This is a genomic window from Kroppenstedtia sanguinis (genome assembly GCF_050433445.1).
Lineage (GTDB): Bacteria > Bacillota > Bacilli > Thermoactinomycetales > DSM-45169 > Kroppenstedtia > Kroppenstedtia sanguinis.
The window spans coordinates 34,944-56,602 of sequence record NZ_JBNPXF010000001.1; the positions used below are offsets into that span (position 1 = coordinate 34,944).

Annotated in this window: 23 protein-coding genes; 17 read left to right on the forward strand and 6 right to left on the reverse strand. The window is 51.0% G+C overall.

The window, feature by feature from the left end:
* Window positions 1–80: 80 nt before the first annotated feature.
* Window positions 81–1,448, reverse strand: coding sequence for a magnesium transporter (gene mgtE, locus JOD24_RS00220; protein ID WP_429246082.1), 1,368 nt, complete (start codon window positions 1,446–1,448; stop codon window positions 81–83).
* Window positions 1,449–2,126: 678 nt separating this feature from the next.
* Here mgtE and JOD24_RS00225 point away from each other — a divergent pair.
* Window positions 2,127–2,282: a hypothetical protein gene (locus tag JOD24_RS00225; protein WP_429246083.1), complete on the forward strand. Its 156-nt coding sequence runs from the start codon at window positions 2,127–2,129 to the stop codon at window positions 2,280–2,282.
* Window positions 2,283–2,328: 46 nt separating this feature from the next.
* Here JOD24_RS00225 and JOD24_RS00230 read toward each other — a convergent pair whose 3' ends face one another.
* On the reverse strand, window positions 2,329–3,231 hold the full coding sequence (locus JOD24_RS00230) for a protease complex subunit PrcB family protein (protein ID WP_429246084.1): 903 nt from the start codon (window positions 3,229–3,231) through the stop codon (window positions 2,329–2,331).
* Between the two features lie 178 nt (window positions 3,232–3,409).
* Here JOD24_RS00230 and JOD24_RS00235 point away from each other — a divergent pair, with 178 nt between their 5' ends.
* The 10 genes from JOD24_RS00235 to JOD24_RS00280 all read left to right on the forward strand — a co-directional run bounded on the left by JOD24_RS00235 (window position 3,410) and on the right by JOD24_RS00280 (window position 12,542).
* Window positions 3,410–5,095, forward strand: coding sequence for a DNA repair helicase XPB (locus tag JOD24_RS00235; RefSeq protein WP_429246085.1), 1,686 nt, complete (start codon window positions 3,410–3,412; stop codon window positions 5,093–5,095).
* On the forward strand, window positions 5,092–6,939 hold the full coding sequence (locus tag JOD24_RS00240) for a helicase-associated domain-containing protein (RefSeq protein ID WP_429246086.1): 1,848 nt from the start codon (window positions 5,092–5,094) through the stop codon (window positions 6,937–6,939). Before JOD24_RS00235 ends, JOD24_RS00240 begins: the two co-directional genes overlap by 4 nt.
* Before the next feature lie 106 nt (window positions 6,940–7,045).
* Window positions 7,046–7,468 (forward strand): YlbF/YmcA family competence regulator, encoded by a 423-nt coding sequence (locus tag JOD24_RS00245; protein WP_380162005.1) that lies wholly within the window; start codon window positions 7,046–7,048, stop codon window positions 7,466–7,468.
* Between the two features lie 245 nt (window positions 7,469–7,713).
* The gene (locus tag JOD24_RS00250; protein WP_380162007.1) at window positions 7,714–7,950 is read left to right on the forward strand and encodes a YlbG family protein; all 237 of its coding nucleotides are present in this window, start codon (window positions 7,714–7,716) and stop codon (window positions 7,948–7,950) included.
* Window positions 7,951–8,081: 131 nt separating this feature from the next.
* On the forward strand, window positions 8,082–9,320 hold the full coding sequence (locus tag JOD24_RS00255) for an MFS transporter (protein ID WP_429246087.1): 1,239 nt from the start codon (window positions 8,082–8,084) through the stop codon (window positions 9,318–9,320).
* Between the two features lie 251 nt (window positions 9,321–9,571).
* Complete coding sequence (locus JOD24_RS00260; RefSeq protein WP_380162011.1) at window positions 9,572–9,892, forward strand: hypothetical protein; 321 nt, start codon at window positions 9,572–9,574, stop codon at window positions 9,890–9,892.
* Between the two features lie 45 nt (window positions 9,893–9,937).
* On the forward strand, window positions 9,938–10,516 hold the full coding sequence (locus tag JOD24_RS00265) for a hypothetical protein (RefSeq protein WP_380162013.1): 579 nt from the start codon (window positions 9,938–9,940) through the stop codon (window positions 10,514–10,516).
* 13 nt (window positions 10,517–10,529) lie between these two features.
* A complete protein-coding gene (locus JOD24_RS00270; protein ID WP_380162015.1) occupies window positions 10,530–10,910 on the forward strand; it encodes a YkvA family protein in 381 nt (126 codons plus the stop codon).
* 423 nt (window positions 10,911–11,333) lie between these two features.
* A complete protein-coding gene (minD, locus tag JOD24_RS00275) occupies window positions 11,334–12,134 on the forward strand; it encodes a septum site-determining protein MinD (protein WP_380162017.1) in 801 nt (266 codons plus the stop codon).
* A 123-nt stretch (window positions 12,135–12,257) separates the two neighbouring features.
* Entirely contained in the window at window positions 12,258–12,542 is a 285-nt protein-coding gene (locus JOD24_RS00280; RefSeq protein WP_380162019.1) for a cell division topological specificity factor MinE, read from the forward strand.
* 20 nt (window positions 12,543–12,562) lie between these two features.
* On the opposite strand, the gene JOD24_RS00285 is transcribed toward JOD24_RS00280, so the two are convergent.
* On the reverse strand, window positions 12,563–13,324 hold the full coding sequence (locus JOD24_RS00285) for a hypothetical protein (protein WP_380162021.1): 762 nt from the start codon (window positions 13,322–13,324) through the stop codon (window positions 12,563–12,565).
* 322 nt (window positions 13,325–13,646) lie between these two features.
* Between JOD24_RS00285 and JOD24_RS00290 the strand changes: the two genes are divergently transcribed.
* Complete coding sequence (locus JOD24_RS00290; RefSeq protein ID WP_380162023.1) at window positions 13,647–14,078, forward strand: hypothetical protein; 432 nt, start codon at window positions 13,647–13,649, stop codon at window positions 14,076–14,078.
* 96 nt (window positions 14,079–14,174) lie between these two features.
* Here the strand turns inward: JOD24_RS00290 and JOD24_RS00295 are convergent, their stop codons facing one another.
* Entirely contained in the window at window positions 14,175–14,390 is a 216-nt protein-coding gene (locus JOD24_RS00295; RefSeq protein ID WP_380162025.1) for a spore coat protein CotJB, read from the reverse strand.
* A 187-nt stretch (window positions 14,391–14,577) separates the two neighbouring features.
* Between JOD24_RS00295 and JOD24_RS00300 the strand changes: the two genes are divergently transcribed.
* The 4 genes from JOD24_RS00300 (at window position 14,578) to JOD24_RS00315 (ending at window position 18,447) form a co-directional block, all read left to right on the forward strand.
* Window positions 14,578–14,793 carry an alpha/beta-type small acid-soluble spore protein gene (locus JOD24_RS00300; RefSeq protein ID WP_380162027.1) on the forward strand — a complete coding sequence of 72 codons (216 nt, stop codon included), beginning with the start codon at window positions 14,578–14,580 and terminating at the stop codon, window positions 14,791–14,793.
* Between the two features lie 277 nt (window positions 14,794–15,070).
* Window positions 15,071–16,648 carry an acetate--CoA ligase gene (locus JOD24_RS00305; RefSeq protein ID WP_429246088.1) on the forward strand — a complete coding sequence of 526 codons (1,578 nt, stop codon included), beginning with the start codon at window positions 15,071–15,073 and terminating at the stop codon, window positions 16,646–16,648.
* A 54-nt stretch (window positions 16,649–16,702) separates the two neighbouring features.
* On the forward strand, window positions 16,703–17,245 hold the full coding sequence (locus JOD24_RS00310) for a hypothetical protein (RefSeq protein ID WP_429246089.1): 543 nt from the start codon (window positions 16,703–16,705) through the stop codon (window positions 17,243–17,245).
* Between the two features lie 833 nt (window positions 17,246–18,078).
* Entirely contained in the window at window positions 18,079–18,447 is a 369-nt protein-coding gene (locus tag JOD24_RS00315) for a hypothetical protein (RefSeq protein ID WP_380162033.1), read from the forward strand.
* 36 nt (window positions 18,448–18,483) lie between these two features.
* Here the strand turns inward: JOD24_RS00315 and JOD24_RS00320 are convergent, their stop codons facing one another.
* Window positions 18,484–19,005, reverse strand: a complete 522-nt coding sequence (locus JOD24_RS00320; protein ID WP_380162035.1) for a hypothetical protein — start codon at window positions 19,003–19,005, stop codon at window positions 18,484–18,486.
* An 83-nt stretch (window positions 19,006–19,088) separates the two neighbouring features.
* Here JOD24_RS00320 and JOD24_RS00325 point away from each other — a divergent pair, with 83 nt between their 5' ends.
* Window positions 19,089–20,234 (forward strand): S8 family peptidase, encoded by a 1,146-nt coding sequence (locus tag JOD24_RS00325; RefSeq protein WP_380162037.1) that lies wholly within the window; start codon window positions 19,089–19,091, stop codon window positions 20,232–20,234.
* On the opposite strand, the gene JOD24_RS00330 is transcribed toward JOD24_RS00325, so the two are convergent.
* Window positions 20,224–21,519 (reverse strand): S8 family peptidase, encoded by a 1,296-nt coding sequence (locus tag JOD24_RS00330; RefSeq protein WP_380162039.1) that lies wholly within the window; start codon window positions 21,517–21,519, stop codon window positions 20,224–20,226. The two genes, JOD24_RS00325 and JOD24_RS00330, sit on opposite strands and share 11 nt — an antisense overlap.
* Window positions 21,520–21,659 lie beyond the last annotated feature (140 nt).

The following is a 21,659-nucleotide window of genomic DNA, read 5'->3' on the forward strand; positions in this document are numbered from 1 at the left end:
TATCAAAAAGTTGGTGGTTTGTGTAGATGAACTTTACATACCATCCGTGAAATAAAAGAATGACCCCGGAGAATATGGGGTCAGGGCAACAGATAATGGATAAATACGGTGGCAAATCCGAAATAGATCAATAAAGAAATGATATCGTTAATGGTGGTGATCAGGGGACCTGAAGCGACAGTCGGGTCCACTTTCAGCAAATTGAGGAGAAGGGGGATCAAAGTTCCTCCAAGAGTCCCCAGAATCAGGGTGAACCACATGGAGGCTCCCACCACCAGACCCAGATTCAGATTATAGAGCAGGCTCACTGTAGCCACAATCAGAAGGGAGCAGACGGTGGCGATAATGATTCCAACCGTTCCTTCCTGTTTTAGAATCTGCTTGTATTTGTCACGGGTCAGCTGACCGGAGCTTAAGCCCCGGATGACCAGGGCGAGGGATTGGGTACCGGTGTTACCGGTCATTCCGGCGATCATCGGCATGAAGAAGGCGAGGGCGGCCACTTTGTTGATGGTGTTTTCAAAAGCGCTGAGCAAAGTGGAGGTCAGCATCCCGATGAACAAAAGCAAGGTCAGCCATGGAATTCGGCGTCGCGCAGATGCAAAGGGATGGGTGAGAACATCCATTTCCGTCTGCCCGACGGCGGAGATTTTCGAGATATCCTCATGGGCTTCCTCAACCAGAACGTCCACCATATCATCGATGGTGATGATCCCGAGCAACCGCTTCTCAGCATCCACCACCGGGATCGCCAGAAAGTCGTAGCGCTGGATCAGTCGGGCCACCACTTCCTGATCCATATCGGCAGTCACGGAGATGATCCGCTCAAACATCACATCGACCACCGGTGTGTCCGGAGGGGCGATCAGGAGTTCCCGGAGAGAGACGACCCCCACCAACCGGTCGTCGGCATCGATGACATACACATAGTAAACCGTCTCTGCTGTGGGTGCCTCTCTTCGTAAGTATTGTATAACCTCTTCCACCGTGTAGTAATTGTAGACACTGACGTACTCCATCGTCATCCGGCCGCCTGCAGTGTCTTCCGGATAATGGAGCAGAGCGCGGACCTTATCGGCCTCATCCCGTTCCATCGCTTTCAGTAGAGTATGGACATTGGCCTCTTCCAATTCCCCCATCAAGTCGGCTACTTCATCGGAGGACATCAGGTTTAATACACGAGAGGTTCTTTCTGGATCCAGGTGGGTCAGGACTTCCTGTTGTTCCTCGGCCTCCAATTCTTCCAGCAGCAGAGCGATCTCTTCCGGATCCAGCATCCGGATGAAATGAGGACGGTAAACACGGGACAACCGGAAAAAAATCTGGCCCAAGTCATAGGGTTGCAACTCCTCTAACAAGGGACGGAGGAAGCGCTTCTCCCGTTTTTGGATCGCCACTTTAATCGCATCCAGGTCCACCTTTAACCGCCGTTCTTCCTGATTGGGCATCGTCTGTCTCCTCCTTTCTCCACAGAATGAAAACCTCCATCATCATATCAGATCAAGACCGGTTTGGAAACGGGCGTTACGCAGTCCCATTGTATAGGACAAGTGCTTCTCTCATATAGAATAGTATTGGCTCCTCTGGACTTAGTGCGGAATTAGGCGAGGAGGTTCTTGCAAGAGATCGGAGCCGCTTTCTCTTCTGGCTCCGCCTGTGAGATCCAGGTTTCCGGATGGAGCACGATGCAAAAGATAAGGAGGGTTGGGCGTGAATGTCCCCCCATTTCCTGGGTCGGGGATGCCGATCCCTTTCCATGGCAGGGTAGATCCCCGGTATGGGATGCTGATTCCGTCGCACCCGTTCCCATATCCCTGGTCACCAGTTTGGGGACCCCCGGGAGTTTCTGCCACATCCTATGCTCCCTTCAGAGGATTTTCGCCACCGGTTCCTCATCCCCATTTTCAAAAGCCATACCCCTCACCGGGAAGGAAAAAGGGAAAAGAAGTGCCTCCGTCCTGTCAACCGCTCTGGGATTCACCTGAATCCCCAGAGTCTCCATGGATTCGGATGTAAGAGGCGTGTAATGTGTTGAAAGCCCCAAAACCTGAGATGAGTATGCCGTTGACAGAAGTGGGATACTATCTTTGCCGGAAACGGCAGAATGGGATAAAGGAGGGGCCTTCATGCGTATTCCTGAGATTGGAACACCACGCCGGGAGCCGGAAATCACCGTTCCTCGGGAACCGATCACCACATCTCCGGAACAACCTGACCGCGGGGAACCCCCGAAGCGGGACCGTGAGCCTGACCGGGAACGTGAACGACGGTTCAAGGCCTGATCCGACTTTTATTATGAAAAGCCCTGCACCATAGGTGCAGGGCTTTTCAATGGCGGGTTTCTCCCCCATCTGAAGGGGAAGGCTTAGTTTGTACGTGAAAAGTAAATTCCATGGGATGCTCCAGTTTATCCAGTGAAAAGACATGTACCGGGTGTGTTAAAGCGGACAGGGAGAAGGAATCTGGAGCGGGGGTGGTTTCCCGCGCATAGACATGGATCTTTCGCTCCTTTTGCAACACACTGTCCAATGCGACTCCGTATCCGCCGGAAGGGCGCTGGCCGAGAGCGATGATCAAGTAGGTTTGATGCTCGTGATGGATTACGGTTTCCCCGCCATGGATCCGGGAACGGAATTCCTCCACCTTTTGTTTTACCGGATCTGGCAGGAAAGATAGCTGGGGCTCTGAGCGGACATCCAGTTTTCGGGTCTCTGGATCATCAACGGGAACAGCGGAGGTGTTTTTTTTCGAGGAGGGGGACTGCGGCTTTTCCGTCTCTTCGATCTGATAATCGAATTTTACCTCTTCTTTGGGTGTGGAAAGGGAGATCACGGTGCTGGGAGTAGAGAAGGCTTGGGTGGTGAAGGCATCTTCAGCCGGGGGGACCTCCTGGCCGTGAACCTGAATCACATTCCCTCTTTGCACCACTTGTTCGATCTGAATGGAATAGCCGCCGGTGGGGCGCTGGCCGAGAGCCAGGATCAAGTAGGTTCTGTCGCCGGAGATGACTTCAGTGTGGGAAAAAGAATCTCTAGTGGCGTGCCTCACTTTCTCCTGTCGCTGTTTCACCTCGTCGGGCAGGTTACTTGGGGATTCCTTCCGAAAGGAAAGGGGTTCCCAGGATTCTCCTTTTCCTCCTTGGGCATTGTCGGACAGAAAAGGGATGCCACAAGCACTTGCAATCAAGGCAAACATCGTAAACATGAGAAGGGTCACCTTCCAGTTTCGCATTCTGGTGCCTCCCGTCAGATGGACTCACTTACTTATGGGACGGGATACAGAGACAAAAGGGGTCAAATTTGAAGGGGACTTTTCAGTTTATTTTACCATAGAATGTCCAATCGTGTCATGGAATCCCAGTCATCTGTAAAAAGTAAGGGTGGAACCTATGAACACGGGAGGTGTCTCCATGATCTTTCGCAGGGAATGCCCTCTGATTATACAAGGAGACCAAACTGTATTGCTGGAAGCGGATCATCCTTCCTTTCAGCGAGTACGGGATGACTTGTCAAGCTTCGCCGAGTTGATCAAATCGCCGGATTTCCTTCACACCTACCGGATTACCCCGCTCTCCCTGTGGAATGCGGCAGCATCCGGTATAGATACCCAGTGGATCCTCTCTTTCTTGGAGAACGAAAGCAAATTCGGTCTGCCTGCCTCTTTAAAAAAAGAAGTGGAGGAGATCCTGGCCCGATACGGTTTGCTCAAATTGGAGACATCAGATCAGGGCTTGGTGCTGTCTGTGGAAGATGTATCTCTTTATCAAAGAATAAAGGAGAGATATCCCACCAATCAACTAGTGCCTTTATCTGGACAACGTTTTCAGGTTCCCTCCCACCTGCGGGGGCTGTTGAAACAGGAATTGATCCAATGGGGCTATCCGGTGGAAGATGTGGCCGGTTTCACTGAAGGGGAGGTCTTGGATATCCGCCTGCGAAAGCGGACCGTGAGTGAAGGGAAACCTTTTCAGCTTCGAGACTACCAAAAGCGAGCAGTGGACTCTTTTTATCAAAAGGCAGATACAACAGGGGGTAGCGGTGTGCTGGTTCTTCCTTGTGGGGCAGGGAAGACGGTGATCGGGATGGCCGTGATGGAAAAAGTGGGGCGCGCCTCTTTGATCCTTACTCCCAATGCCACATCTGTCCGTCAATGGATCCGGGAATTACTGGATAAGACCTGTCTGACAGAAAATGAGGTGGGGGAGTATACAGGACAAGCCAAAGAAGTCCGTCCGGTTACTGTTGCCACATATCAGATTATCACCACACGGGATCCGGAAAAAGCCGCTTTGCATCACATGGAGTTGTTTGAGAAACGGGACTGGGGTCTAGTGATCTATGATGAAGTCCATCTGCTCCCGGCACCGGTTTTTCGTGCCACTGCCGATATTCAGGCTCGGCGTCGTCTGGGATTGACCGCGACCTTGATTCGAGAAGATGGACGGGCGGCAGATGTTTTTTCCCTGATCGGACCCAAAAAGTTGGAAGTGTCCTGGCGGGAAATGGAGGAGGAAGGGTGGATTGCCAAGGCGGTATGCACTGAAATTCAGACCGGAATGGATGACAGACGCAGGCGGAAGTATGAGCAGGCTCCTCCCAAAAACAAGTATCGGATCGCAGCGGAAAATCCGGAAAAATTAGCGATCTTACAGGAAGTGTTGGAGCGACATCGGGAAGAGAGTGTCTTGGTGATCGGACAGTACCTTTCTCAATTGAGGGAAGTGGCTGACCGATTGAAGGCCCCTCTGATCACGGGAGAGACAGCAGAAGCGGAAAGGGAAGAGCTGTATGAACGATTTCGACAAGGAAAGGAGCGGATATTGGTGGTTTCCAAGGTGGCCAATTTTGCAGTAGATCTTCCAGACGCCTCAGTAGCCATACAACTTTCAGGAACCTTCGGGTCCCGCCAAGAGGAAGCCCAGAGACTGGGACGAATTCTCAGACCTAAGAAAGAGGAGAATGAAGCCTATTTTTACACGATTGTTTCCAAGGATACCTTGGATCAGGAGTATGCCCGCAATCGTCAGCTTTTCCTGATGGAGCGGGGCTATCGCTATGGGATTGCTGATGAGAAAACATGGGGAGAAACCAAGTGAAACTGTCATTGGCAGCTTGTGTGAAGGGATTGTCCCAGGAAGTTTGCCAACAGGTGGCTGATGTTTACAAGTGTGCTGCTGAGCCGGAGCGATTGACCGATACGATCCTGCAAAACTTGAAGACGGGATCGTTTATGAAAAGGGCCCATCCTTGGGAGCGGACCCTGATGGAGTTTCTCAGTTTTCACTGGGGGGATCAGGTGGTTACGGAGGAGAGACTGTCTGAACAGGCGCCTCTTTCTCCGTCTCGCTCCCGAATCGCCACCGTACTTTTGCGAAGAAAAGGTCTCCTGTTCCGACTGCGCCAACCTGGGTTGGGGTGGGTGCTTTGGTGCCCCCGAGATGTACGGCGCTCCTTTCTCCAGGCAAGGGTTTCACTCCCCTCGCCATCTGTGGAGAGGGATGCAGAGGCAAGTCAAGGGTTTCGGGGGTTGTGGGATCCCCTGTTTCATTTTTCAGTTCTCCTCGAGGGTAAGGGGCTGACTCTGACCCGGGAAGGTAGGGTGCCCCGGCGAGAAGAGCGAAAGTTGGATGCCGAACTGGAACTGGAAGAGAAATGGCTTGCTCCTTCCCGGTGGGGGGAGGGGGTGGGCTCGCCTGCCCTGAAATTGGTCGCAGATTTTCTTCGGGCCTTGGATATTTTGCAAGAGAAAGGCAGGCAATGGCGGATTCAACGGGTTCCCTTTCGGCGGTGGTTGCAGAAGTCGTGGCCTGAACGGATCGACGAATTGTTTCATCTCACCGAGGAATTTCTCCTGAAGGATCGTCCGAAATGGGATGGACTTTGGTGGTGGATGGAACGACAGCTTACCGATTGGATTTCCGCGCAGGAAATCTGTCGGGGTTGGTTAGGAGAAATCGGCGAGCCCCCCCGTCCCGGATGGGTAAAAGAGGTGGAGGAACGCTGGTTGTATCCATTGGCAGCGATGGGATGGATCGAAGCGCAATCAGAAGGCGGGGGAGAACGTTGGAGGTGGGCTCCATGGTTCCGAGGGGGTGAAGCGCTACCCATGATGAAGGGCTATGTGAAACCGGATCTGGAGGTGCTTCTCCCACCTTTCTCCCCTTTGACTCACCGTTTCCTGCTGGCCCAGTTTGCCGATTACATGGGAGGGGAGACTCTGTTCTCCTATATGCTAACTCCGGATTCTGTCCGTAGGGGAGCAAAGTGGGGGTTGTCGGCGGAGCGAATGTTGGATACGCTTCGGGAGATCTCCGGTGGACTCGTTCCGGAGGCTGTGGTGGAAACAATTCGTCTCTGGGCGAAGGAAAACCGACCTGTGCTGAAAAAGGGCTGGGTTTTGCAATTTCCTGCAGAAGATTTGTCTTCCCAAGGGATCAAAGAGTTGAATCCACATCTGGAGAGGATAGCCGAGGGAGTCTTTTTGCTTCCAGAGGACGAGGTGGATTCCATTCGAAAACAGTTGGTGGAGGAAGGACATCCCCCCTTGGAACCGGCAGCAACCCACTGGTGGACTTCGACCTCGCCCTTGCTGGAGCCGGCGGAAGAAGTGAGAGCAGGGGTTACGGTGGAAAGCAGGTTTCCTTCACTGGAAGAGGCGGTTCCGGGATTTAATCGACTGCCGAAAGTATGGACGGCCGGGCTGCGTTCCTATCACCTGGGAACCCTTCGCAACTTATTGCGGCAAGCGACGGAGATGAATCTGGATTTGTTGATTCGCTCCGGTGAAAATCCACCTCTGCGTCTGACTCCTCTCCAGATGTTTCAAAAAGAAGGATACTGGCATGTGACAGGATCTGATGAGGAAGGGCGTTCACGCAACTACACCTTGGAAGATTTACAGGAAGTGCAGATCCTCACTCCCTGGCAGGCAGATTCATAAGGCGAAGGAGGGCATATGGCTCTCTCATAAGCTTCCATTTGGCACGGGAAGCTTTTTTCTTGTTTTTCCCTTCTGTATGTTATGATAATAACTGGAGGGATTTACAGTGCAATCACTTGATATGACCGAGATGTTACTCGAAACTTATAGATTGGCAGATCAGATCAATGATTCAAAAGAAGTTAAACGATATTTGGAATTGCAGAGGTTGATCGCGGAGGATCCCACAGCTCAAAGTCTGATCCAGGAGTTCCAAAAAAAGAAGGATATTTTTGAGGATTGTCAGCGGTTTGGACATTTTCATCCGGATTATCATGCAGCCAAGAAAGAGGCACAACGATTTCGACGGGCAATGAGAGAGCATCCTCTGATCGGAGAGTATCTGGACCTGGAGGAATGGTTGGATCATCTGTTGGCTGAAGTGAGCCGGCGGATTGCCGAGGCAGTCTCAGATACGGTCAAAGTGCCGATTCATGATCCCCGGGAATTGCGAAAGGCCAACCGCAACCGGCGCGACCACTGCGGTTAGGTCGTCACCGACACTGTCCGCAGACGTTCCGGCAAGCCACGAAACCATCCGATCCACTTTTTTTAGGTACACTAAGAAGGAGCCCGCCTATCGCATCTAAACTGACGAAGGTCGCCACACAACAGGTATTTGAAGCATTTGCTTCAGGGTGAGAATCGTGATAACATAAATGTAGATCTTTTGGACGATGTTCACGGTTTGGTGCACATCGCCCACCCAACCCGGGAATAAAGGAGAGTTCCCTGATGTCTTTTGAGATCGCGGAACGACTCGGTTTGGCTGTTTGGGTGAAGGATCTCAAGGCAGCTCGGACACTTGGACGAGTGGGAAACATTCATTACGTATCCAAGCGGCTGAAATACGTTTTTCTATACATCGATGGGAAAAAGGCTGACCAGTTGATTCGGCGAATTGAGCGCATGCACTTTGTTACACGTGTGGATCGCTCTCTACGCCGGGAATGGACCACCGAATTTCACTAACCGACTTCGATTGGATAAAAAAACAAGGTGTGCTGCCTGGTGAAAACGAGGCAGCTTTTTTTGGTTTATTACTTCGTTTTCCGAAATAGAAAATGAAATTTGGATCTAATGGGAGGGAGCGCCTACTAACAATGGAAACCTGGAAAAGAAATTTGTACATCTTGATGGTGGCCCAATTTTTGGTGATGAGTGGCATGAGCATGATCATGCCGTTTCTGCCGCTGTACCTGAAGGACATGGGGATGACGGATCCCAAAGAGATGCAGTGGTGGGCGGGGCTGATCTTCGGTATCAACTTTTTGTCTGCTTTTGTGATGGCTCCGATCTGGGGAAGCCTGGCGGACAAAATGGGCCGGAAGATCATGGTGCTCCGTTCAGGATTTGGCATGTCGATCGTGACGGCGCTGATGGGATTGGCTATGAGCCCGTTTCAACTTTTGTTGCTCCGTCTTTTAAACGGGACAGTATCCGGTTTTATTCCCGCAGCCATCTCCCTGACAGCGACCAACACCCCCAAAGAGCGGAGGGGGTATGCCCTGGGAATGTTGCAGTCCGGGGCGGTGGCCGGAAACATCATGGGCCCCTTCATCGGGGGTGCTTTGGCGGAAGTGGTCGGTTTCAGGATGATCTTCTTGCTTACGGGGATTACGACCACCTTGGCCACTTTGGTGGTTTTCTTTGCGGTTAAAGAAGAGGTGAAGCCGGAGCCCTCTGAAAAAAAGGCGAGTTTTTTCGCCGACGGTTCTCAAATTCTGCACGAAAAGCCACTTCTTATTTTGTTCTCCGTTGGTTTTATGCTTCAATTTGCCATGTTGGCATCGATGCCGCAGATGTCCCTGTTTGTGGATCAACTAGGGGCACCGGGAGGATATATCGCATTCTTTGCTGGATTGGTGACTGCAGTTACCGGAATGGCCAATCTGCTTTCCGCACCGCGATTGGGTAAATTGGGGGACCGACATGGTTCAGAGCGGGTGCTGTTTTTTGCTATGCTGGGTGCCGCCCTCGTCTTTATCCCCCACGCCTTCGTCACTTCCATCTGGCAGCTATTGATTTTCCGTTTCTTACTTGGATTGTGCATGGGCGGATTGTTACCTTCCCTCAATAACTTAATCCAGAAAAACGCGCCTGCGGGGAAAGAGAGTACGGCTTACGGATACAGTACCAGTGCTACCTTCTTGGGAAATATGTTTGGTCCGATCATCGGCGGCTATCTCACCGGATTCATCGGCATCCGAGGTCTGTTCCTGCTGACCGCAGCAATGCTGTTGATCGGTGCCTTATGGCTTAAAAGCGGTTTGCGGCGAGTGGCCGCCAACAGTTCACGCACTCATCAGTACACCTCGGGAAAAATGCCTTCAGCCCGTTAATTTAAGACGTCCACCCGGACGTCTTTTTCTTTTCTCGAAATCCGCTTTTGTCCGGGGCAGGGTGTCCTTCCTTACGAGGGACAGCCAGCATAGGATGTAACAGACTCATTGGCAGGCATTTCGAATATGCACCTCAGGAGGCGAAAACATGGTCGGATTTTTTTTGAAAAGAATCCTGGGTCGTCGGGGAAAAGGAGGTTTCGGAGGACCCAGGGGGCCTGGCAAAAGGGGTTTTAAAGGACCTAAGCGATTTGGAGGTCCCAAAGGTCCTGGAGGCCCAGGCCCTTGGGCCCGAGGCTTTGGAGGGCCGCCGGGGCCACCTCCCGGACCGCCCCTGGGACCTCCTCCGGGACCGCCGCCGGGTGGACTGGGTGGCCCCGGGTGGGGACCCGGTCCGGGATTTGGACCTGGTCCAGGTCCAGCAGGATTCGGGCCGGGACCCGGTCCGGGATTTGGCCCGCCAGGAGGCCCTGGCCCATTCTAACTTTGCAGCCCTTGCGAGGGCTGTATTTTTTTTCTTGTCCAAAATAGAGTTCTGTTCTGGAAGATTGATTCGGATCACGGTACAATAACAACAAAAGCCGGGAATTTTTGACCCGGATAAGGGAGCGTTTGAAATGGGTTTGTTGACAGATCTGAAACAGAAGCTGGAAAAAGGGATTGAATCCACAAGCCAACGTTCCAAAAAAGTTTTGGATATCAGTCGGATCACTTTGCTCATCCGCAATGCAAAAGAGACCGAAGAAGAGTTGTACACACGGCTGGGAAGGGAAGTATACCGGTATTGGGACTTGAAAGGCCGACTAGAGCTGACAGATTTGACCCGGTCGACGATGGGACAGATCAAAGAAATCAGGGATAAGATTGAAGAGTTGGAACAGGCAGTGGAGGAGTTGAAAAAACGGGAGGCGGCCGAATCGGGAGAACCCGCCGAGGAGGCGGAGAAGGAACTGACGACAGATCAGGGGACACCTTCCGAAAGGGAAAGTAAAGAAAGTCAAGAAAATCAGGAAGGTACATCTATATCGACTTCTGCCCCCTCCCGGGATCTGTCGGAATCAGCTCCCGAGCCCTCCCAGGTCCCCGATGAGAATTGGGCAGAGGGACAGGCGATTTTCTTCTGTCCCCACTGCGGGAACCAAGTGGATGAACAGACTGTCATTTGCCCGCACTGCAGAAGAAATATCTATGAATAAAGGGGGTTCTGCTATGTCCTCCGATCGACTGAATCATCGAGTGAAAAAAGCTCTCGGTCCTCTGCAAAAAAAGGCGGCTAGTCCGGAAGGACAACGAAGAATCCTCGATGAGTTCAATAGCAAGGTCCGTCGTGTTGGCGGAATTCAACAGGTGATCGACAAGTTGAAAACTCTGTACGACTATTTTCGCGATCCGGAAAACAGCCGCACGAAAAAAACACTGGCGGGGGCCGCGCTCCTTTATTTTATCCTTCCTGCGGATGTCATCCCCGATGTGATCCCGGTGATTGGTTATATCGATGATGCAGCGGCGGTGGCTTTTGTCTGGAAGCTACTCAGCGAGGAGTTAAGCAAGTTTGAGGAAAAGAAGAAAATTCATCAAAAAAAGGGGTAAAAACAGAAATTCCACCGACTCCCTTCTTTTGGTGACCGATATCTGATACAATAACATAGAAAATTGTTGCAGAGTGTCAATTATTACAAATTGAGAGTAAGCGATTTAAACTGGAATTCAACCTTTCGATTTCAAAATACGGAAATGCCTGACCTTTTTGCGAAAATTAGGGATGTGGATCTGCAAAAATTGGTTTGCAGGAGGCGTGGAGTCTGTGCCGTCAGAACTTTGGCACGGATTGTGACGTCTCAGAAATGCTGATTAAGCCTGTGAAGTAGCTATATTTTGAGTAGGGAGTAGGGTCGGGATGCTGGGAACTTCCGCCACCCAGAGCGAGCTACCACAGGCGAGACTTGTGCCCGATAGGTGTAAAGATCTATATATGTTGGAGAGATAGACAGGCTGGGAAAGGGGCAACGAGTGATGGAGCAGAAATCCGTGGCGATCACCGTGACTAGCGGCAAAGGCGGTGTAGGCAAATCGACGACTGTCGCTTCGGTTGGCTTGGCATTGGCCCAGTTGGGAAGACGGGTTTGTGTGATGGATACCGATATCGGTCTGCGGAAGCTGGATCTGATGTTGGGTTTGGAAAACCGGATCGTATACGATCTTGTGGATGTGATTGAGGGGACCAGCAAGCTCCGCCAATCTTTGGTCAATCATAAGGAATATGACAATCTGGCTCTCCTGCCCGCTGCCCAGACACGGTACAAAGAGGAGGTCGCCCCGGCTCAGGTCAAATATTTGGTGGACGAGCTTAGAAATGATTTTGAATTTATCTTGATTGACTCCCCAGCAGGGATTGAAGGCGGATTCCGTAATGCGATCGCTCCGGCAGATCGGGCGATTCTGGTGGTAAATCCAGAAATCCCCTCTGTTCGGGATTCCGATCGGGTGATCGGTCTTCTGGAGTCCGCTAATCTGGATCAAATCGATTTGGTGGTTAACCGGGTTCAACCGGGAATGGTGAGAGATGGAGATATGTTGAGCGTGGAGCGTGTACAGAACCACCTGGCGATCAACCTGTTGGGAATCGTACCTGAGGATCGCCGAATCATCCGCTCTTCCAATACGGGGGAGCCGGTTGTACTGGATGATAAATCGATGGCGGGCCGGTCTTTCAACAACATCGCCCGCAGGCTCAACGGGGAGGATGTGCCTTTCTTGGAGTTGGAGGAGTCCAGTCTCATCAATCGGATCAAGCGCATTTTTCACATTGCTTGAGGGAAGACGAGGTCAGGCGTGTTGATTGGCTGTTTACGAGATGCAGGGAAGCGAAGCTCGGGTTTTGTTTCCGGTGTCGGATTTCCAGTTAATCAGCATAGCCCTGAGATGAGGTGAAGTGAAGTGGTCTTTAATATCTTCAATAAAGAGAAAGAACGGCCGACTGCGGCGACGGCGGATGACCGTCTGTCCTTGGTCCTCAGTTATCAACGATCCGATATTGATGAGCGTAAACTGAAAATGTTTCAGACTCGTCTGATCGAGCTGTGTGACGAATTTGGTTATGATGTGGTCGGCGAGGTGGAGATCCGACCGCAATCCAGACAACGGGACAACACGACGGTTTTGAATGCCAGTATTCCAGTTCGTTTGAGGGAAAATAAAGAAGAAAAAAGCACGGATTCCTAATCGGGGAATCCGTACTTTTTTTAAATGGAGTCTCGTTTTAGATACTGTTCCAAAAATTCAGCGATAACGGTCGGAAACTCTTTGTCCTCCTGGATACTGAACAGGGCGATAGAAACTCGGGTATGCCCGTATTGTTTCATCAAGGTGAGCAGTTTGTTGCGGGTAAAATTGTTCAATTTGCCAAACCGATTCTCAAAAGCCTGGATTACCAACTTTTCCTCGGAAAGAGAGGCTGAGGATGGAGAGGAGGATGGAATCTTTTCTAAAGAGACTGCGGTCTTCTCTGGATCGATGGATTCATTGCCGCCTAAGTTTTGTACAAGGGATCGTTGGTATTGCCATTCTTTTTTATGTTTAACACGTGGTGTGGGCATCCGGTTGAAACGTTCGGGAGATTTATGACGAAGAGTGTAGATACGCTGATAGACAGCCCCTTGGGTACGATTCAATTCTTTTTCCAGCTGGGTGATCGCGGCTGTAAGTGGCTGCCCTTGATCCAGAAAGTGATTCACCCTTTCAATCACAATTTCCTCCTCTTTTTCCGTCCAACTGTTTAAGCGTTGCTCTGTAGACAGTTCCTGCTTTGAAGCGAATTTTTCCGGATATTGCTTGCGCAGTTTTCGTGCATGCGACATCACCCCAGCGAAACCGCGATTCAGTTCATCAGATAATTCTTTTAAAATGACCCGCTCGCGAATTCCTTTTTCAATCCCTTCGTTAACCTTTCGAATAATCTGTTCATTCTCCTCATCTGTGTACTTTCCTTTTTTTGTATCGAACAAAGAGATTCTCCTCTCCATGATATTCTATACTAAATAATATAACAAAAATGAAATATCAATATCCACCAAAATCTCATAAAAAACGAAGGGAATAGGAAGAAATACTTTCCTGAATTTGGCGGTAGATTGGTTTGGATAGTGCTCGCTACTCTCATCGGGGCTCGTGTTATGTTAGGGGGTTTATTGGACTTGGGTAGTAAACATAGGGAGCTTATTTTAACCATTTTTAGTATATACATACATTATTATGGGCATAAAGGGAATAAGAGCAGAGATGATGATAAATAATTGTCGGGATTGAAGAAAGAAGGTGTACAAGGAAATGTCCCAATCATCTGCCAAGGAATTCAGTTCTTTGTTGACCTCTCGGTCTGTCAGTCCGGAACCGAATTCGCTTTCCCGACCCACCGCTCATCAAGACTGGGATGAAATTTCCAGGGCTTCTCTCGTCATTCTGTGGGGGTTGCTTATTTATCCCCGTCTGGACCCCGACTTGGAGAATCAGGAGACGTCGGGGGTGAGTTTGGATCAGGTATACCATCTCTTCAATGAACATTTGGGGACCACACACCAGTGGAAACAAGTTCTAAAGCGTTTGGAGACATACGATTACATACGTTTTGCTGAGAATCAAAATTTCGTTCGTGCAGGGACCCGGCTATGGACTGCGGTGGATGCATCGCAAATGTACCGGACTTTCCGCTCTTCCGTCTTAGTTCGCAAAATGAGACAAACTCATGAGAAAGAAAAATGAAAGACAAGACAGGGCGAATCGAGAATAAAAAAACAGGCGGTCCGGGGGTGGACGGCCTGTTTCCAACCATTGCAAAGCGCCGAAATGGCGCTATTTTTATTTTTTAGCGGCTAATTGCTGCTGTGCGGCATGTAAAAGGCGGATACTTCCCTGGTATTCCCTGTCGAGTTCCTGTCGGATCTGCTGGTATCGTTGTTGACGTTCAAGGGCAGTGGCATCCTGAGGATGGCTGTCCAGATACATATTGATTTCTGTCAGAAAAAAATCGATGGTTTGAAGTTCGCCGAGCAACCGATAAACATCTTGAGTCACCGGACAACACCTCGCTGCTTCCTCTATATGGCTTCCGTTTTTACGATATTCTATGCGGAAACTCCCCAGATTGATCCTTGGAACCCCCGAAAACCCCGACGTTCCCCCATTCCAGAATTTCACACGCATTGCAATTTCGGATTCTAAGCAATATAAGAGTACCATCCACAAGGAGGTGAAACCGAGGATGCAACAACAAAACAACCGCGAGCGTAACTCCAACCAACTGCTGGTTGCTGGTGCTGCACAGGCTCTTGACCAAATGAAGTACGAAATCGCTTCTGAGTTCGGCGTTCAACTGGGTGCCGATACCACCTCCCGTGCCAACGGTTCTGTTGGTGGTGAAATTACCAAACGCTTGGTGTCTCTGGCCGAACAGCAACTGGGTGGCGGAATGAAGTAAAGTATTTTTGAACTGAATAACCTGGTATGAAATACGGGCAGCGGGTTTACCGCTGCCTTTTCCATTGCCGAGTCAAAGGAATACAGGGAAGAATGTCGAAAAAGTAGATGACCCCAGGGTTGTTGATGAGCCGGAAAATCGACGTTGAACAGGAATGTTGTGACCTGTGACGGTGACTCGGCTCCTGCGGGTACAACGTTCACATGGCTCTTACAGGGTCTTCCCGCTCAAAAAATCGACAGACCCCGGGACAAACCACTTCTGGGGGGGAGTCAGCTTGCAATGGGTAATTCCTGAATATTACAACACGGCATGGGATGTGGATCGTCATGCAGAGACGGGACGGGTAGCGATCCGTTGGGAAAACGATCGGGGAGAAAAGCGGGAAGTATCTTATTCGAAATTGAAGGAAGAGTCCGATCGGGTCGCGCGAGGATTATTGTCATCCGGTCTGCAAAAAGGAGATCGGATCATGATTCTGCTCCCGCGGATTCCCGAAGCCTATGTGGCTTATCTAGGGGCTTTGAAAGCGGGTTTGGCTGTGATGCCGGGATCGGAAATGCTCCAGTCTTCGGATATATCCTATCGCATCCATCATGCGCAGGCCCAGGCGATCATTTTTGATTCTTCCCTGGGAGGACGGGTGGAGACCGCAAGGGAGAATTGCAGGAGCCTTCGGTATGGATGGGTACATGGGGGAGACGTGGAAGGATGGGAATCCTTCGGTCAACTGGGTGTAGGAGTGAAGGATGTGGAGTTGCCGCATACACGAAGCGATGATATCGCTTTTATTTCCTACACTTCAGGCACCACAGGCGGGCCAAAGGGAGTGATCCACCATCACAGCTGGGCGATTGCCCATCAGGAGGTCGCTGCCCGAAAGTGGATGGGGATCCAGCCGGGAGATATGGTGTGGGCGACTGCGGGTCCGGGGTGGGCCAAGTGGATATGGAGTCCTTTTATGTCCACACTGGGAAGTGGAGCGACCGGATTGGTATATCAAGGGCGCTTCGATGCTTCTAAGTATCTTTCTCTGATCGAGGAGTATCAAGTGAATGTTTTTTGCTGCACGCCGACAGAGTATCGGATGATGGCCAAGGTGGATGACTTAGAGCGGTATCGTTTAAGTAGCCTCCGGAGTGCCGTCAGTGCGGGAGAACCTCTGAACCGAGAGGTGATTGACACCTTTCGACGCTATTTTGACATTGATGTTCGGGATGGATATGGACAGACAGAAAATACTCTCCTCACGGCAACTTTGGAGGGAATGGAGATCAAACCGGGTTCGATGGGGAAACCCACCCCGGGAAACCGGGTGACCTTGCTGGATGAGAAAGGCGATCCGGTGCCGGTGGGAGAAGTGGGGGATATTGCTGTTCACAAGGATGCCCCCACCCTGTTCAAGGGATATTACCGAGACCCTGAACGAACCGAGAGAGCTTTCCACGGGGAATGGTATCTGACGGGTGATCGGGCTCGACAAGATGAAGAGGGATACTTTTGGTTTGAAGGCCGTTCCGATGACATTATTATCAGTTCAGGTTATACCATTGGTCCCTTTGAAGTGGAGGATGCGCTGGTCAAACACCCCGCAGTCCAGGAATGTGCCGTAGTGGCCAGCCCGGACCCCGTCCGAGGTACCATTGTGAAAGCCTTCGTCGTGTTGAAAGAAGGACGGGGCGCTTCTGATGAAATGGCGAATCAGTTGCAGGAACATGTGAAAAAGGTGACTGCTCCTTATAAATACCCCCGGGAGATCGAGTTTGTCACCGAACTTCCCAAAACGACCAGTGGCAAGATTCGGCGGGTGGAGCTTCGCCATCGGGAATATGAGCAGAAACGCCCGCAACCTTGAATGGGGTGTCCGATTGCGTTATAATCTGGGGGAATCGCAGAGAGGAGCAGACCCATGCGTATTTTTCCCCATGCAAACGTAATCAATTTTCAGGCTTCTATACGTGAGATGACTGCACCTGAACTGGAGCGTCTGCTACAAAAGATGATGACGAATGAAGCCCCGATTATGACGGGGATCATCGATATGTCCGAAGAAGCGGTATACATTTACGGAAAAGCAGAATCTGTCAATGTGGACGAGGAAGAGGATCAGGTGGAGGTGACGGCCTGTTCCGAGGAGGGAGAACCACAATCCTTCTCCCGGCCTTTCTCCCAGTTGGTCATCAGCCATGAGATGCGTTTTGACATCGAGGTGAAGGAGGGTCAGGTGGTCAGCTACCCTGTTTATTATGCCACCTTTGCGGAAGAAGGAGAGCCATCCCGAGAAGTCACCCTGTTTTTGGCTCCGGCCCAAAAGATGCCCCACCCCTTGGAGTGTGTGGTGGAATTTTGGCAACAGGCGGGGGAGGTCGGACGGGACGTGGATTTTATCGGCTCAGGTTGCAGTGTCCCTCCCGATTTCAAGGAATTGCTCAAATCGGATCGATCCCGTTAATAAAAAGCTGTTGGCATCCAAAAGCCAACAGCTTTTTTTATTGAGACAATCATCCCGTGTCTAGAAAACATTGTGATTACTTGCGTTTGCGAGGTTGGGATGGGGATTCATATGTCGTTACGTTGTTCTTGCAAGCCCAAGTCACTCCATGTGAAACCCCACCCTCCCTGTGAAAGATTTTTTCACAACGCTTCTAGAGCTTCAGTCCATCGAAATTGTAGTGTCTGCGGCGCTTCCTTGATATCAGATTGTAGTGCCCTTGGCGCAACCTAGTCCCCCCCTCAGCGATCATTGTGTGGAAAATCACAGAAGGGAAAGGAAGGTGAGGAGGCGGAGAGCCTTTGCGCTCTTTGCAAGAGATCGGAGCCACCTCACCATCCTGTCCCACCCCGCCGAAAAACAAGATCAGGTTGCCTGAAGGGGCACATATTAGATTGTAGTGTCTGCGGCGCTTCCTTGATTCCAGATTGTAGTGCCTGTGGCGCTTCCTTCATTCCAGATTGTAGTGCCTGCGGCGCTTCCTTCATTCCAGGTTGTAGTGCCTGTGGCGCTTCCTTCATTCCAGGTTGTAGTGCCTGTGGCGCTTCCTTCATTCCAGGTTGTAGTGCCTGTGGCGCATAAAGATCGCTTGGGTAGCACAGGACTCCCTTGCCCCTCCCCACCGCTCGTTTTGGTTCATCAACAGCCTAGCTGGGACAACCCCGCGTCTAGGCGTCTGCCCCTTTTTTGGGATATTGGGTGTTTGTCATGTGCAAAGCCTGTATCTCCACATACAACTATGATATATGGGACGCCGGCACACAGATTGCATCCATCCGAGGAGGTGCGGATCTTTGACAAACACGGGTCCGTCAAAGAAGGATTTCGCTGACTTGATCAACGGTTTGGTTGGATATCGTGTGGTAAATGACAAGATGCTGGATGGGATTTTGGAAGATGCGAAAAAAAATTATCACCGGCAAGGGTTGGATGGATTTTTTGAATATATCCGCCGATTGACCGGTGTTCCTTTGGGAAACCAGGAGATGAAAGAACTGATGGATATGGTTAGGTCTGCAGGGCGCCCGGACCAAGCATTAAATGGACTGGTCGGCCGGGAATGGATCTCAGAAGAACAGGCACGCAGGATTAGCCAAGGATTAAAGACAGCGCCGGTGAAAAAAGAGCGGGAAAAAGGAAAAAAGAAAAGGCCTCCACGATAGAACCGGGCCGCCGAAGAGCAGCCCGGTTTAAAGCACTCAGTTCTGGTTTCTTTTTCGGTTCTGTTGTCGTGTCTGCCTGACCTTCATCACATTATCCACGATTTTGGTCATCCCCGGTGCATTGATCAGATCGTAAAGGCTGTCGCCGTCCTGAGAAAAGGGCTTATGTCCGTCAGCAGCCTCCCCTTCTTTCTCTCCGCCAGAGGTTTTGGATGATTTTGAACTCGTTTTTCCTTCGCTGTTGGAATGGGGCGTTGCACTTCTATCAGGATCGTTACCTTTTCTTTCCTCGGTGGAGTCGTTAGATTTGGAATCGACTTTTGACTTTATTTTGGAGAGGGTCTCAATCAACTCCTGCAAGCCTTTCTTGTCTTCCATGGCATGGCTCAGTCGCATCATCGTCTCCATCCATCTTTCAATCTTGGAAGTGGCGGCGGTGATCTCTTGGGAAAGGTGGCGGATCTCTTGGATCTGTCGGGATTGGACAGAAGGGGACAACGGAGAGGGACGGGCGGATTTTCTCTTGTTTCCTTGGTGATTATCCCTGGGTGATTTCATCATGAACTCGCTCCTTGGGGTTGAAGTCTTGCTCAATATATTCAGGCCGGGGTCGGTCAGTGAGAGAAGGAGTTGGGACAATCATGTCTACTAGGCCGGAATGGTTTCAAGGACCTCTGCCATGGGTGAATCGGAGTATGAATTACGTTCGCAAAATTTTGTATTTAAAGGATTACAGCAATCCCAAGAATTGCATCCGTGAGATCAATCGATGCGGAGGACGGCCTGTGCGGGTTTTGCCCCATCTGGGAGTTATTGTGGGTGAATTTGTAAGAAAAGAAGGTCTATACAGTTTGGAAGGACATCCGGATGTGGTCCATTGGGAGTATGATTCTCAGGTGACGATCACCGATCCGATCGCAGGGGAAATCACCGAGGGGGCAGCAGAGGGTCTTCCCTGGGGGATTCAGGATGTTGAGGCTACCCGAGTTTGGCCCTATACTAAGGGAAGAGGAGTTAAGGTGGCGGTGATCGATACGGGAGTCGCCAATGATCATCCGGCTGTTCAGAAGAACTACAGCGGAGGTGTCAACATCCTCTCTCCGATGTTCACTCCCTATGATTATAATGGCCATGGGACTCATGTGGCGGCTACCATCGCCGGTCGGGCTACTGATTTAAATGTGATGGGAGTGGCTCCGCGGGTTCACATCTACGGGGTCAAGGCTTTTAATCGTAAAGGGAGTGCCAACCTATCCGATTTGCTGAGTGCTATTAACTGGTGCATCGAGAACCGGATGGACGTAGTCAATATGAGTTTCGGAATGCCCAAAGTGAGCGACACACTTCTTGAAGCCATCCGAACCGCTCATCGACAAGGTATTACAATGGTGGCGGCGGCGGGAAATCAGGGAAATTCCGGCAATGTGGACTATCCAGCCCGATTTGATGAAACGATTGGAGTTACAGCCGTTTCAAACGATGGACGGTTGGCCCCCTTCAGCAATGTGGGAGACGGGGTAGATCTGGCCGCTCCCGGAGACCAAATCAGATCCGCCTGGTTGAATGGAACCACCCGGGAGATGAGCGGAACATCGATGGCCGTGCCCCATGTTAGCGGGACGGTGGCCCTTCTCCTTTATTTGCGGTCGGATCTCAAGCCGGATCTGATCCGGCGGCTCATGGTGGAGTCCACGATACCTATTCAGGAAAATCGGAGCTATGGAAAAGTGAGTTCTTTTCAGTCGGTGCAGCTGCTTGCCCGTCATATGGGGCGCTTTATCCCTTAAACCAGCGAGGATGGATTTGAACGACCCCTTTCCCCTGTACGTCAGATGGTAACCCCAAGCTTTTGGCTGATTGAAGCAATTCTTTTTTCACTTGATCCGGTGTCCATTTTGGATTACGGGTCAACAGTACAGCCACCAAGCCAGCAACGATCGGGGTAGCCATCGAGGTGCCGGAAAGGGAGATATAATACCGGCCATCCCGGCTGTCGGGAGCGGTCTTGTCGATAAAGGAACGGGGAGCACGCAGAGAAGTGATCCCAGCACCAGGGGCTAGCACATCCGGTTTGGCGATATGGTCGATCGTGGGACCACGGCTGGAAAAAGGGGTGACATCATCATCAGAGAGGGTGGGGGTTCCATTATCATTGGAGGCCCCTACTGTGATCACATGGGGGTGGATGCCTGGGCTTGAAATAGTCCCAGGGTCGGGGCCGTCGTTTCCCGCAGCTGCGACCACGGTGATTCCTTGTTTCCAAGCTTGCTCGGCGGCTTGGGCGACAGGGTCGTCTCGGTAGGAGGTTTGTGTCCGGCTGCCCAGGGAGAGGGAGAGAACTCGGATATTGTATTGAGCCCGATGGGTGATGCACCATTCAATGCCGCCGATCACATCCGAGAGATTTCCAGACCCCATTTTATTGAGAACTTTTACCCCGACCAGGTTTGCCCCTGGAGCGGGGCCTTTATATTTTCCGCCGGAGGAGTGGCCGTTGCCGGCGGCATCTCCGGCGCAATGGGTCCCATGTCCGTTGTCATCATAGGGTTTGGTCTTCCCTTTGACATAATCTTTGAAAGCGAGGATACGGGACTGCGGATGGACCAGATCGGGGTGGGGATGGATGCCAGTGTCAATGATAGCGATGGTGGCCCCTTCTCCCTGGTTTCCCATCGACCATGCCAAAGGGGCGCCCACAGCGGGAACCACCGTATCCAATAGGGCATAAATCTTGCGGTCGAGGTAAATCCGCTTTACCTCGGGGAGCGAAATCATTTTTTTTAGTTGGGATAAGGTGATATTCATACGAATAGTGTGAATACTGCTGAAGTAATTTCGGGGGGATTGCATCGCAAATAAGGTATTTCCCAGAAGGCTATCCGGCTGAAGATTTTGCTCAAGCTGGACCAAAACAGGTACTCGTGACAAACGATGGATCAGGGACTGTGTGGTTCGATGGAAGATGCAGGGTACATATCGAAGCAATTGCAGGCGTTGGATCAGTAAACTTCTGAGACTGGAGTCCATCCGACGTCCGTATTCCCTAATCCAATGATAAGGGGATTGGGCCATGGCTCAACCTCTCTTCTATGAAATCATGTTTATAGTAAAATATGTTTCATAGAATTCAGGGGTCACCGCTATGGCCTAAGCGATGAATACCATTTCTTCACGGTTTTTTCACAATGTTTCTAGTGCCCTTTCAGACGACA